This window comes from Microcoleus sp. M2_D5 (assembly GCF_036701935.1).
Lineage (GTDB): Bacteria > Cyanobacteriota > Cyanobacteriia > Cyanobacteriales > Microcoleaceae > Microcoleus.
This window is the reverse complement of sequence record NZ_JAUBRP010000041.1, coordinates 1-12,667: the sequence shown is the minus strand read 5'-3', so window position 1 is coordinate 12,667 and position 12,667 is coordinate 1. Positions and strand designations below refer to the sequence as shown.

The window sequence follows — 12,667 nt, the reverse complement described above, 5'->3', positions numbered from 1 at the left end:
CTTGCTAATTACCATCAAGATATTTTTGCAATTCCAACTGCAATCTTTGGCGAGCTCTAGCAATTCTCGACTTGACAGTTCCCAGAGAAACTCCGGTCATTTCGGCTATTTCCTCATAGGCTAAACCTTCTATTTCTCTCAAAACAATGGTAGTGCGGAATACTTCCGGCAAATCTGCGATCGCCACCCGCAACTGGTCGTAAAATTCTCTCGTCGTCAAATCTTCATCAGGCCCCGGACTGTCGGCCGGAATTTCCCAATCAACCTCGCCATCTTCCAGAGTACGGGGTACGTCGAGCGACAGCGGAGTTCGCACCCGTTTGCGCTTCCGCAACTCATCGTAAAACAGATTAGTGGCGATGCGGCTCAGCCAGCCGCGAAATTTAACAGGCTCTTGCAAGCGGTTAATATTGCGGTAGACCCGAATCCACACTTCCTGAGCCAAGTCTGCTCGGTCTTGCCAGTCAGGGGCCAAGTGATAGAGAACCCTGTCTACGTGGGACTGATACCGCTTCAACAGTTCTGAAAAGGCAGCGGTCTCAGGTCGATTTCCTTCCTGACACCGCAACACCAAGTCATAATTAGAGAGTTTTTCGGCTGGCAATTGCACTCTTTGAACGGTCGCCACAACCGCAGACCAGGACACGGAAATAAAGTCGCTCATCGGTGGAATTGGCTCATCGAACATTCCAGACTTTTTGACGTTAGGAGAGCGTAACAAGTTCCCCTCTTCAATCTCAAATCTCAAATCTTAAATCGATTGACTAATGCCCGACAAGCTCGCACGCTCCAATACTAACCCAACTGCTAGAACCGTCAGCCCAATGTTCCTTTTTCCAAATCGGTACATTGTGTTTGAGCGTATCTATGGCGTACTGGCAAGCTGCAAATGCCTCGCCACGGTGGGGACAGCCAACAGCCACCAGTACGCTGATTTCGCCCACCTGCAAGTGTCCGACGCGGTGGTGAATAGCGACCCGATTGACATCGACCCACTGGCGGCGGATTTCAGTAGCAATTTGCTGGAATACTCGCACTGCCATCGGTTCGTAGGCTTGATATTCTAGGGAAACTACAGCTTGACCGTCAGTTTGGTTGCGGACTGTACCGCTCATTATTACCACGGCTCCGTTGGCGGGGTCATCTGCCAAAGCGTATATTTCCTCTACAGACAACGGCGCTATGGTAATGGCGAAGCTGTCTGATTCATGGCGTTGAGGAATTGTGCCGATCGAAAGTGCAGCCAAGGATTTCATTGCGAAAGAAGTGGTGCTGGATATCTTAATTGATCTTGACACACATCAAGTCTCGATGGATTTGTCTTGCATCCTTGTCCGGCAAACGGGGAGGCTAATCTTTAAGACGAATCTCGTAGCACGGGTAAGATCCCGACGCCATGACCCCCAACTTTTCTACGAGTGCGATCGCCTACACTATAACTGGCCCGAAGCAAATTAAGAGCGTGCTTGAAGACAAGCCGGATGCTTGTTCGATCGAATTAACTGCCGATCTTCCTGTAGCAATTCAATAAATCAGCACCAAAATAAGTAGTGTCATTCGCAACTCAGTACAAGCAATTTCCCACCCCAATCGATAACTTCCTTCCTTTTTGAATGACACAGTTAAGTTTAATTTAGCCCGGAGTTCAGATCCGCGCCTGCAAAATTTTTAGCAGTCGATGTAAACTTTATTTATTTTTTTGTTCCGGAAAGCTACATCAATGACATGATATACCTGTGCAGGGTTCAGGAACCTTAGCCAATACTCGGCAAAAGCAAGACCTTAACGCCCTTTTGTAGCTTTTATGAAACATAAGTTAATAATTAGGGCTGTTAATTGAGGTTTTGACCTGAGTCTGCACCAATAAAGGTTAACAACAATCACGAGGAAACTATGGAAGCACTAGCATTGAGCCACTCTTTTGTTGCTTATGAATCTCCAGAGTCCGAACTCCAAGTCAAGTCGTTAGACCAACTGGGCTTGAAAATTCCTAATTCTGCATGGATAGGCGTTGCAGGTATGGCAGTAGCTTTATCTGTTCTGAGTGTCGGTGGCGAAGCCCAGGCCGCAGGTTGCTACAAACGCTGTGGCCATCGCGCCCATCACGGTCATCACAACTACGCCAAAGTTGTCACAAATGGCGGCAGACTGAATATCCGCAACCGCCCCACTAGCTGTTCTCATGTAATCGGCAAGTTACATTATGGAGACCACGTAAAATTAACCGGTCGTTACAAAAACGGCTGGGCACAAGTCAAAGGTGGCGGCTGGGTATCTGCGTCCTGGCTTTCCTAACTCTTAACTAGAGGACTTGACATTTCTTGAAAGAGTTTTAATCGTTACCCAGTATGACCGGGTAACGATTATTGTAAAGAGGCGATGCTGAAAATAATCGAATATCCGAAATTCATGACTCACAACTAACAGCCTAAACTTTACCGCCGCCGATCAGATAAAGTAATGCCATCCGCACCGCCACGCCACTGGTAACTTGCTGAGAAATCAGGCTAAACTGGTCATCGTCCATCAAATCCGAACTAATTTCCACGCCGCGGTTAACCGGGCCCGGGTGCAAGACCTTTACATCCGGCTTGCAGAGTTTTAGCCGATCGCGCGTAATCCCGTACAAAGAATGGTACTCTCGTAAACTCGGTAGCAAATGGTCGCTCATCCGTTCCTTTTGCAGCCGCAAAGTCATCACAAAATCAGCATCGGCCAAAGCAGGTTCAAGCTGCCAGTGCAAAAATAACTTGCCTTCCCTACCATCGCCACACTCAGCAAACAACAGCGGTAGCAAAGTCGGCGGCCCGGCCAAATGAACCTCTGCCCCAGAAGCCGTGAGACTCCAAATATTAGACCTAGCCACCCGCGAATGCAAAATATCGCCCACCACAGCAATTTTTTTACCCGCTAAAAGTTCCAGCCGCGGACGTTCGGTATCTAACAGAGAACAAATAGTAAATAAGTCGAGCAAACCTTGCGACGGATGTTCGTGCTGGCCGTCTCCAGCATTGAGAACGCTGACTCTCGAACCCAAGCGATCCATTTCCGAAGCAATCGTACTGGGAACTCCAGCTTGTTCGTGCCGGATCACCATCAAATCCGTTCCCATCGCCAGATAAGTCTTAGCCGTATCCAGAATAGTCTCCCCCTTCGTCAGAGAAGAACTGCCGGGGGTAAAATTCAGCGTATCCGCTGACAGCCGCTTCGCCGCCAACTCAAAACTATTGCGAGTCCGGGTAGAAGGTTCAAAAAACAAATTCGCGACCACTTGACCCTGCAGGGCCGGCACTTTCTTCGTGCGGCGGCCGAGCACCTCCCGAAAACTGGCTGCTGTTTGCAGCACCGTATCGTATTCGTCCGAGGTAAAATCAGCCAGAGTGAGAATGTGTCGCCTTGTCCAAGTCATACAATTTTAGATTTTAGATTTTAGATTGACTCGATCAGGACGGACGATGGGTTTGGAACTTGCTTGTACGCCCGCTCTGCTGTAGCCTTTGAATGTTCGATCGACATTTTAGGGATTGCGATCAACAGTATCCAACAATTTTCGACCGCTTTTGCGGTCACTAGAGTTATAATCGGTTTATGTAGATCAGACCCCTCTCTCACAGCGAACCCAGCGTCGAAGGTGAAACAGGTGTGGTTTACCCGCAGGAAAGCGGAAATTACGCTGTAGCGGCCAAAACGCAGTAGTTGCAGTTTCTCCTAAGCAAACTCAGCCTTGCCAAGAACAAGCCGAACGCAGCCCTTGCATCTACCACTATGTGGTGGAAAAAATCAAGGGTGCAAACCTTCTACTGTCGATCGACAGCATATAGCGGGACATTTTAACTACCAGCAGGGAAGTTCCGGGCGTATATTTAGAGGGGATTAATCTGAGCGCTGCGCGAAGTACCCCGAATAAATTACCGATCGTGATCTCCAGAAGCGTCGGGTGTAGGTACCGAAACCGACAATTATTTCTGTATACCCATTGATAATCTGGAAATACTCTGGTACTGTATTAGTAAGTGGGGGTGGAACTACCTCACTATAAAAAGCCTTTGCAAAAAAGGAAATACGAAGCCTGCGTACTAACGGTACTCCGCTGAACGCCTGGTTTGTTCACAGATGATTAATTCTTTGAAGTCGGTCTTGACTCTTCAGTCCTGCTTATAGGCCCTTGTCAAAACGAACTCTGTTAAGCTACAAGTTGAATATGTAGCTTCCCGACAAAAATCTACACGTATGTTGGCGAGACTGTTCTTGGCGAAACTGCGGTAAAAAGTGTGAGATCGGAAGTGGTAATTCACAAAATTTAAACAATTCAAGAGGTATTATGAGCCAGAAGGTTATACAGCCGATGGTTAAGTTCCAGCGTCAGGTGCATTCTCTCGTCACGTCTGACATTATCAAGCCGACAGACAGCATTTGGAAAATTGCTCTGCTTTACGGCGACGAATGGCCGTACTGGAAACAGCAATTGCTAGAGTTTGATTTTTCTATGCAAGACCCCGTGAGCGAGTTGATAGCTGTAGAAGCTTGGGACGAAGAATAACAGAAAAGACGGAGGATTTCGGTGTGTGCGAGAAAAGAAGAGGCGATCGGCTTGCATTGTCTTTCATAAATTTTCCGTTGCTAACTTCTTCCCTTTTCCCTGTTCCCTCTTCCATCTTGCTAGTGACGAATGACGAAAAACAGCAGACTTTTTCCTTCTGACTAATGACTAATGAATTCTGACTTCTATTAAAGGGAAGCTGCTAAAGCTCGAGCTAATTGTTGAGCAGTTTGAAAGCGATCCCCAGGCTTAGCTGCCGTGGTTCGCAAAATGGTGTCCCGCAGCTTGGGGGCGATCGTCGGAATATTTTCGAGCTTAAACCCGTAACCTCCAGCTATTTTACCGTAAAAGTTTTGAGGGCTTTGGGCCGTCAGCAAAAAAATCAAAGTAGGCCCAATAGCATATAAATCCGACTGAGGGAGAGGCTGTCCCCGGTCTTGTTCCGGTGCGGTGTAGCCTTCAACCCCGATGCGAGTCCCTGGAGGAGTGCCGATTTCTTTAACGGCGCCAAAATCCAGCACTGTAATGCAATTGTCGCGGTGGCGCACCAGCAAATTAGCAGGTTTAATATCCCGGTGGACGATCGGGGGTTTTTGAGAGTGAATGTAGTCCAAAACCTCACAGGTTTGGATCGTCCACTCTATTGCTTGTTGGGGAGCAACAGGCCCGCGGTTGTAGATGCGTTTTTCTAAATCCTCGCCGTGGAGCATTTCCATCACCAAGTATTTTTTGCCCCCTTCCACAAAAAAATCAAAAAACTGAGGAATTCCCCGATGGTGGAGGGCCTTGAGAGTTTTAGCTTCACGTTCAAACAGTTCTTGAGCTTTGGCGATTTGAGCCATATCAGCATTCATTTCCTTGAGGACTACCAGAGAAGCTGCGGGGGAACTTCCAGGTTGTTGAGCTTTCGCTTTCTCTCGATCCCAGGCTAAAGTCGTTGTCCCCATACCGCCTTGGCCCAAAGTTCGCAGCACTTGGTAGTGGCGCACCGTGCGATCGACTTTAATCGGTTCGCCGCAGTGGATGCAGAATAAATTCCCCGGCGGGTTTCCCGCGTGGGTACACCTCGGTGCCACAAGATTGACGGTGGAGCTCGCCTCAATTTTGCCGCCGAGTTCAATAGTAATAGCTTGGAAATGCAGAGTTGGGCCGCCCCGCGCCAACTGGATCAGGGCACCGTCGGATATCCAACCCTGAGACATGAGAATACCGTTAACCAAAGTGCCATTTGTCCCCGAATTGACTAAGTACCACTGACTGGATCTCCCGTTATTAACTCTTTGCAATTCCAGATGCTGCCGCGACACTAGAGCATTGGGGATCACAACGTGATTTTCTGGAGAGCGGCCGATGCGAATAATGGATTCGCTCTCGAAACTCCACTGTTGCAGGGGGGTCTGTTTTTCTGGATCTAAAAGAGTCAGCAGCATTTGCGATTGATGTGGTTAATCTGCTAATAACTAGCAGGAGTTGCCCCGCTTCAGGCTGGGCAATTCTTTTGCCCAGCGCCAACTGTAATAGCTGGCTATCGAACGAGAAACTAATAACGAGCTCTCTTGCAGCGTTTAACCGTAAATTTACTATAGAGCGATCTGTTGAATCGTTCGCGAAACAGGTATTATTACTATAATTTCCGCCCTTAGCTTCATCAAATCTTTATTAAAGCACATTCTTTATTAAAGATTGCATAAAGATGCAATCGATCTCTCATTGTTTGTAAAATATTTCCCGTATTATTCCTGATAAATAGATAAAGCTTTTTACCCAAGCATTAATCCTATCAAAAGTAAGGACGGAATAACAATGACTAAAAACTTGTCAAAAATGGCTGTTGCTACTGCTGCTATTTTGGGATTGGGGGCGACCGCAGTGAAATCGGCAGAGGCTGCATCAGTGAAATTAACTTTTTTTCAGGGCGCGGACACTCCTGTAGCTGTAGGCTCTTTCAGCTATGATGAATCGACTCCTTATGAAGCTATTTTTCCGTCAACAAGGTTGGGAAGACCTCCTTTAGAAATTAAGGCCAGCGATAAATGGTTTGTAGTACAGGATTTTGCGGTAAGTATATTCGGGCTGTCGTGGAACTTGTCCCAAGCTACAGTTGGCGATAGGGCTAGAATGCTTTCACCTTTCTTGTGGGCACCGTTTGACCGAAATCAATTACAAGTTGTTATGGCAAGTTTTTCCTTTTCCGCTTCCGACGAAGAACCGAATCTGTGGGGAAATTGGGCATTTGGAAATATACGAACACCTCCAAATCTGGTCATATTTGGGAATAGCGACGGGCCAGGATCTAGAATGAGCTGGCTGCAAAATGGTTTCCAATCAAACGGAAGCTACCTCAACAGCGGATATGTAATAGCAGAGGAAGTCAAGCCTTGCTCTGAAAACTCAGAGGCTGTTCCCGAACCTGCAACAATTGCAGGTTTAAGTCTGGGGGCCGCCGGCTTGGCGGCGGGCAAGAAAAAGTTTGGAGCATCGAAAGTCTAAAATCGAAATGCGCCTACCTGGGCCCGAATGATAATTGCCGTGATATTGTCGTGACCGTTGCGTTGGTTGCCCAGTTCAATCAACTCGGCAACTCCCCGATCGAGATCGGCTTGGGGATTGAACAGGGGTTCGAGAGTGCTGGCCCAGTGAGTTTCCAACAAATCATTATCTGTCAGGCCGTCGGAGGCCAAAATTAATAAGGTATCTTCGCACAAGTCTAAAAACTGCACCTCTGGCTTGAGAAAATTACTGTCTCGCGGGCCGATGGCTTGAGTGAGTTGATAGGCGTCGGGACGGGCATAAGCAGTTTCCGGGTCAACCCCGCGCTTAATTTCGCGCTGCCCTACTTCGTGGTCTGAGGTGATTTTTTCTAGGGTTTGTCCTTTTCTCAGTCGGTAGAGGCGGCTGTCGCCGACGTGGGCAACGGCGAATTGGGTGTCTTGAACTAAGACTGCGACTAGAGTTGTACCCATGCGGGCGCTGCCGGAGCGTCCGTCCTTTTGATTGATTTCAAAGATGGCTTTGTTGGCTAGCAGGACTCCCTCGCGGATGGTGTCTGCCGGAGGTAGTTGATTTTCCCAACGGGTTTGAAAGAATTCTCTGAGGGTTTCAGCCGCTAGTTGGCTGGCTACTTCTCCGCTGTCGTGTCCGCCCATGCCGTCGCAGAGAATGTAAAGCCCTTTGGTTTGAAAGATGCGACCGAAGGAGCTTTCGAGTTTGTTGAGCTGAGTCCAGATGCTGAAGAAGTCTTCGTTGTGGTCGCGCGTGCGGCCGACATCGGTGAGGCCTGCGTCTTCTAAGCTGTAAATCTGGAGTGGCATGGGCTGGGTTAAGACCTCGCCAACGTCGGGGGGCGACTCGTCGGTGCTGCGGTAATTCCTGCGTGTCGGGGTTGAGCTTGGTGAAGGTGCGGGTTGGAGTTCGAGGGGAACTGTTTCTAGGCGCGATCGCAATTCTTCGATTGTGTTAATCTCGCCTCTGTACATTTGTTGCAGCAGTTCGAGCAATGCGCCAAACTGAGTGCGACGATCGGACTGGCTAAATATCACCTGCCACAGTTGCCCCAAATCTACCAGTTGCAGGTTGGAGCCGGCGGGTTCGGGATAGAGGTATTGCAGCCGCAAAGAAGCCAAGGAAAAGGAAGAGTCGGGGTTGACTCGCAAATTAGTCAGTTCCAACAAGCTTTGCCGACAGCGCCAGGGTTCTAGGGCAGCCCACAGTTCTGTCATTTCGTGCAGCCAGTATAAAATTTGCTGGGTGGAAGTTTCGGGTTGACTCCAGCGTTCTACCAGCAGCGGCCATTGGGAGCAGTCTTCTAGCAGCAGGACTGCCTGTTCGTTGTCTGACCAGCTATCGTGAATGACTGGCAGGTTTTGAGAGAATTGCCACCGGAGTGCCAGATAAGGTTCAGCTATGCCTTGGCAGAGCTCTGCTAAGGCGGAATTAGTTGAATTTTTTCCGCCTTTGATTGCTGTGGCGGTATAGGGGGATGTTCGTCTGGCGACGCTGGCAGAGTTGGCTGCTAGCATGGCTTTGAGGGGTGACATTTCTAGCGGCTGACAGTCTAATACTGTTACTTCTACTGTGTCTGAGCGTTTTCTCGGCGGCACGGTTTCTAGGAGTTGGTAGCGCTGCTGAGTGTCTAAATAAGCTCCGGCTGGCTGGGAAGGGATTGAATATTCTGAATTGGGGACGGGGAATTGGGGAGATTGGGGGGAGATGTCAGCTATGTTTGGGCTGTCGGGGTTCTCGGTTGCTTCCTGAATTTGTTTAGGCTGTGGTGCGGTTGTAAAATTCGCCTGAGATGGGGTTATTTCGCGCTCTGGTGCTGTAGTAGAGCTTTTTTCTGTTGTTTGAAAGGATGCTGGCGCGATCGCCCCTACGGCTACCACAGGGTCAATTTCTGGGCTGCTGAATTCGCCGTCGCTAGGCTGTGGAGATGTTGGTTCGACTGCTGTTGGGGATGCGGCTGGGGTGGTGATTTCTGTTTGAATGCTGTCTGTGATTGGTTCACCAGAGTTTTGGGGCGATGTAGTTTGGGGAAACTCGGCTGGGGGTAGGGTTGACTCGTCTGGTTCGACTGCTGGAAAATTCGATCGACCGCAGATAATGGCCCGCCACACTTGACCTGTTGCGACGCCGCAATTCTGACATAATGCGGCGCTAAAAGCGACTTGGGCACCGCATTCGTGGCAAGGTTTGTAAATTAGGGAATTTCCGCATTGTTGACAAAACTTGTTTGGATTGGGATTTTCAAATTGGCAGCGGGGACAGAGAAGCATAGGGGTTTTAAATTGGAGATGGGCGATCGAGTGAAAGCGGTGGGGAGTTTTGGGTTTTGGCTTGTGAGTTAGGAGTTATGAGTTTTGGGTCTGACTCGCAACGGATAACTCCCATTGCCCTATGCCTTATTTTATCGGGATGAATTCAGAAGTAAGATATTTCTTAGAACTGAGATGTTGCCTCCGTGTCAGGAATAGGCCTCTTAAGGCAGATACACAAAAAGTTCTCTCCCTTTAGGGGCCAAAAAGCCAGCCCCATCTGTGGTAACAGGGTGCGTACCCCATAACAAAAGTTATCTGATGAGTGGAACGGGCCGGAGAGGCCGTTCTTGATAATGGGGCAATATCTCAGTTAGAACTGATATCTTGCACCATTGTCAGCAACAGGCTTTCCGGCCTGTTCCACAAAGAGTGAATTTTCTTGTGGAACAGGCCGGAAAGCCTGTTCCTAAAAGGCTAATTGAGAATAGTGCAATATCTCAGTTAGAAGGGATTTTCTGTAGAATCTTCTTGGAAAACGGTTTCTCTGGCGATCGACACAATGGTGGAAAGGGGTACTTCACAGAAATATTTCCGCCGGAATTGTTCTTCGGATACTGCTGCTAGGAATTGCGCTGCAAAACGGGCGGCGATGGGGGAATTTGGCACTGAGAATTGAAGGGATTGGGTATCTAATAACCGTTGCGGGATTTGATCGCGGGCGGATTGCTGCTGTGCGGTTTCGGGTTGTTTGGTGATGTGGAAAGCTCGATCGCGATAATTGATTTGGAAACCGAGATATGTTAGGGTTTTGAACCCCAGTTGCAGGGAGGTGTCGCTGATGCCGAGTTTTTGACCCAGTTGCTGTCTGGTGACGGGTTTTTTGGTGCGGCTGAGGTATTTTGCGATGCCGATTAGCTGTTGGCAGATTTGCTGTGGGGGTACGAGTGGAGGTAATGTGTAGGCGATCGCGAGTTTTTTCTGAGTGTGCTGTGCTTGCCGAAACCAGATCCGCAGTTCGTCCCAGCTTGCGGGGCATTGTTTGAGGACGATCGAGTTTTCGCGATCGACCTTTTCGGAATTGTAAACTAGATTGTCGATCGACATTGAAGATTCTAAGTTTGTGCTGGCTGCTAACAACTCTCCATCATTATTTTTATTGCGCCAATCTACGATCCAATCTATTTTAGCGGGCGAATTGATTTGGCCCTCTTCCGTGCGTTCTTGCACTGCTACGAGGCGCACTTCATACCGCGATTTGTAAGTATTAAAATCGAGTTCAACGGTGACATCGCAGCGGCCTTGGGGAACTTCATTTTGATTGTGTCCCCACCAAATGCCGGGAAATCCCGTAGGGCTAGATTCATCCCTAATTGTAAATTCTGTTTTGATATATTCTACTTTTTGTCCTTTCAAATCCTTGATTTTTTGATTCCAGAGATTCTCAAACCAGCAGTTTTCAATCAGCAATTTGGGTGCTGGATTGCCCATACCGCACGGTTCGAGCAATTTTAGTTCTTGAAATAAGTCTTTGCCTAATTCGGATACAGTAATTTTTAGGTCTGCTTGAACGGGGGCGGCTGTTAAACTATCGGTGCTGTATTGTTGTCGCAGTTGCTGATTTACCGCATCGGTAAATAGGGGGATATTTTCCACAGGGAGACTCAATCCTGCCGCGAAGGGATGACCGCCAAATCTGTCCAATAAATGCGCTTGGCCTTTGACTAATTGGTAAAGGTCGATTTGATTGGCGGAACGCGCTGAACCCCTAGCTATTTTAGATTTTGGATTTGGAATTTTGGATTGGGGGAGTGTTGGTAATTCTGGGTTTAAGGAATCGATAAATTGTGTTTCAGGGGAATTTTCGTTAATTTCTTCGCTTCCTTCTGTGCTGAATAAAATCACGGGGCGGCCGTATTCTTGGGCGATTTGTCCCGCTACTAATCCTAATACTCCTACGGGCCATTGAGGGTCGCTGAGGACGATGACGCTAGTAGTTGAAAGGTCGAGTTTGGCTAATTTGTTGGCGGCATCTTTGGCAACATCTTTTTGTAAAGATTTGCGCCGGGAGTTGGCAATTTCGGTTAGATTTGCTAGTTCTTCGCAGCGTTTTTTGTCGCGGCTGGTGAGGAGTTCTACGCAGAAGCTGGCGTCGCCCTGAATGCGGCTGACGGCGTTGATTCGGGGGCCGAGGCCGAAGGAAATGTCGGTTGGGCGATCGCCCGATCTTTTGCACAGTTCGAGCAATTTTGCAACTCCTGGACGGGTGGGATTTGTGAGTTGTTTTTGCAGTTGTTCGATTCCGAGTTGTGCTAGATAGCGGCAGTCTCCTGTGAGTTGGACTAAATCGGCAATTAAGCCGATCGCCACTAATTCTAATAAATCTGCGATCGGGCGGTGCGGAATATCCGGTAATGTGTGATATAATGCTTCAATTAATTTGTAAGCTACTCCCACTCCTGAAAGGTTAAATAGTTGGTGGTTTGGGGGAAAGTAGCGGGGATTGATAATGGCTGTAGCTGGCGGGCGATCGTCTGGTAATGTATGATGGTCGGTGACAATTGTATCGATGTTTAAGCTGGTGGCATATTCGATTTCGGCGATGTTTGTACTGCCGGTATCGCAGGTAATAATTAAGCTGATTCCCGCTTTTGCTAAGGCATCTATTCCTGGAATATTGAGTCCGTGAGATTCGGTTAAGCGGTTGGGAATGTAATAAGTTAATTGGTCGTTTTGAGCAAAAAATTCTCCCAGTCCATCCCAAAGTACGGAGGTTGAGGTAATGCCGTCGGCGTCGAAATCTCCCCAAATTGCGACTTTTTCGCCGCTGTTGCGTGCTTGCTGGATTCTTTCTATTGCCCAGTTCATTTCTAGTCCGAATTCAAAGGGACTTGCTGGTTGGTAAAGTTTGGGATTTAAGAAACCGGGTATTTGTTCGGGGTTTTGAATTCCTCTATACCAGAGAAGTGCGGCGGCATAGTTTCCGGGGAGTTCTGGTGCGTGGTTCCTGACAGCTTGGATCAGCCAAGCTGGGGGTTGGGATAGGGGTTGAGTTGGCAAATTTTGAAGTAGTTGCGTCATTCGATTTTAGATTTTAGATTTTAGATTTTAGATTTTAGATTGTGACCACATATGAAGGCAGTAACTGGTTCCCCGGCTATGCCTGGGAACCCATTTCCAGAGGCTCTGCCTCGCTTACGAGCCGGAAAATTGGAGGCAGAGCCTCCGTATCTGCGTTACCAGGCAGAGCCTATTAACGAGTAAAAGTAGTTGTGTCATAAGTTATTTCATTAATTCCTGTAGATACTGTCTTGAGCTGTCAAGGGGTAGCGATCGCATAATTGGGGTCGAAAGGCTTTTGGGATTTTAAAATACC

The 12,667-nt window shown here is 48.2% G+C and carries 10 protein-coding genes; 4 read left to right on the top strand and 6 right to left on the bottom strand.

Annotated elements, in window-relative coordinates:
* Positions 1-4: 4 nt before the first annotated feature.
* Complete coding sequence (locus QUA50_RS17805) at positions 5-664, bottom strand: sigma-70 family RNA polymerase sigma factor (protein ID WP_333265333.1); 660 nt, start codon at positions 662-664, stop codon at positions 5-7.
* A 100-nt stretch (positions 665-764) separates the two neighbouring features.
* Entirely contained in the window at positions 765-1,256 is a 492-nt protein-coding gene (locus QUA50_RS17800; RefSeq protein WP_333265331.1) for a molybdenum cofactor biosynthesis protein MoaE, read from the bottom strand.
* A 140-nt stretch (positions 1,257-1,396) separates the two neighbouring features.
* Here QUA50_RS17800 and QUA50_RS17795 point away from each other — a divergent pair, with 140 nt between their 5' ends.
* Together QUA50_RS17795 and QUA50_RS17790 are read left to right on the top strand one after the other, a co-directional pair.
* The gene (locus tag QUA50_RS17795) at positions 1,397-1,531 is read left to right on the top strand and encodes a hypothetical protein (protein WP_333265272.1); all 135 of its coding nucleotides are present in this window, start codon (positions 1,397-1,399) and stop codon (positions 1,529-1,531) included.
* Positions 1,532-1,893: 362 nt separating this feature from the next.
* Positions 1,894-2,295, top strand: coding sequence for an SH3 domain-containing protein (locus QUA50_RS17790; protein WP_333265271.1), 402 nt, complete (start codon positions 1,894-1,896; stop codon positions 2,293-2,295).
* Positions 2,296-2,428: 133 nt separating this feature from the next.
* Here QUA50_RS17790 and QUA50_RS17785 read toward each other — a convergent pair whose 3' ends face one another.
* Positions 2,429-3,409, bottom strand: coding sequence for an aspartate carbamoyltransferase catalytic subunit (locus QUA50_RS17785; RefSeq protein ID WP_333265270.1), 981 nt, complete (start codon positions 3,407-3,409; stop codon positions 2,429-2,431).
* Between the two features lie 912 nt (positions 3,410-4,321).
* Here QUA50_RS17785 and QUA50_RS17780 point away from each other — a divergent pair.
* The gene (locus QUA50_RS17780) at positions 4,322-4,540 is read left to right on the top strand and encodes a DUF4327 family protein (protein WP_193973492.1); all 219 of its coding nucleotides are present in this window, start codon (positions 4,322-4,324) and stop codon (positions 4,538-4,540) included.
* A gap of 188 nt (positions 4,541-4,728) precedes the next feature.
* Here QUA50_RS17780 and QUA50_RS17775 read toward each other — a convergent pair whose 3' ends face one another.
* A complete protein-coding gene (locus QUA50_RS17775; RefSeq protein ID WP_333265269.1) occupies positions 4,729-5,970 on the bottom strand; it encodes a protein kinase domain-containing protein in 1,242 nt (413 codons plus the stop codon).
* 373 nt (positions 5,971-6,343) lie between these two features.
* Between QUA50_RS17775 and QUA50_RS17770 the strand changes: the two genes are divergently transcribed.
* Entirely contained in the window at positions 6,344-7,030 is a 687-nt protein-coding gene (locus QUA50_RS17770) for a PEP-CTERM sorting domain-containing protein (RefSeq protein ID WP_333265268.1), read from the top strand.
* Here QUA50_RS17770 and QUA50_RS17765 read toward each other — a convergent pair.
* Together QUA50_RS17765 and QUA50_RS17760 are read right to left on the bottom strand one after the other, a co-directional pair.
* Positions 7,027-9,312 (bottom strand): serine/threonine phosphatase, encoded by a 2,286-nt coding sequence (locus QUA50_RS17765; RefSeq protein WP_333265267.1) that lies wholly within the window; start codon positions 9,310-9,312, stop codon positions 7,027-7,029. The two genes, QUA50_RS17770 and QUA50_RS17765, sit on opposite strands and share 4 nt — an antisense overlap.
* 483 nt (positions 9,313-9,795) lie before the next feature.
* Positions 9,796-12,372 (bottom strand): DHH family phosphoesterase, encoded by a 2,577-nt coding sequence (locus tag QUA50_RS17760; RefSeq protein ID WP_333265266.1) that lies wholly within the window; start codon positions 12,370-12,372, stop codon positions 9,796-9,798.
* Between the last annotated feature and the right edge of the window lie 295 nt (positions 12,373-12,667).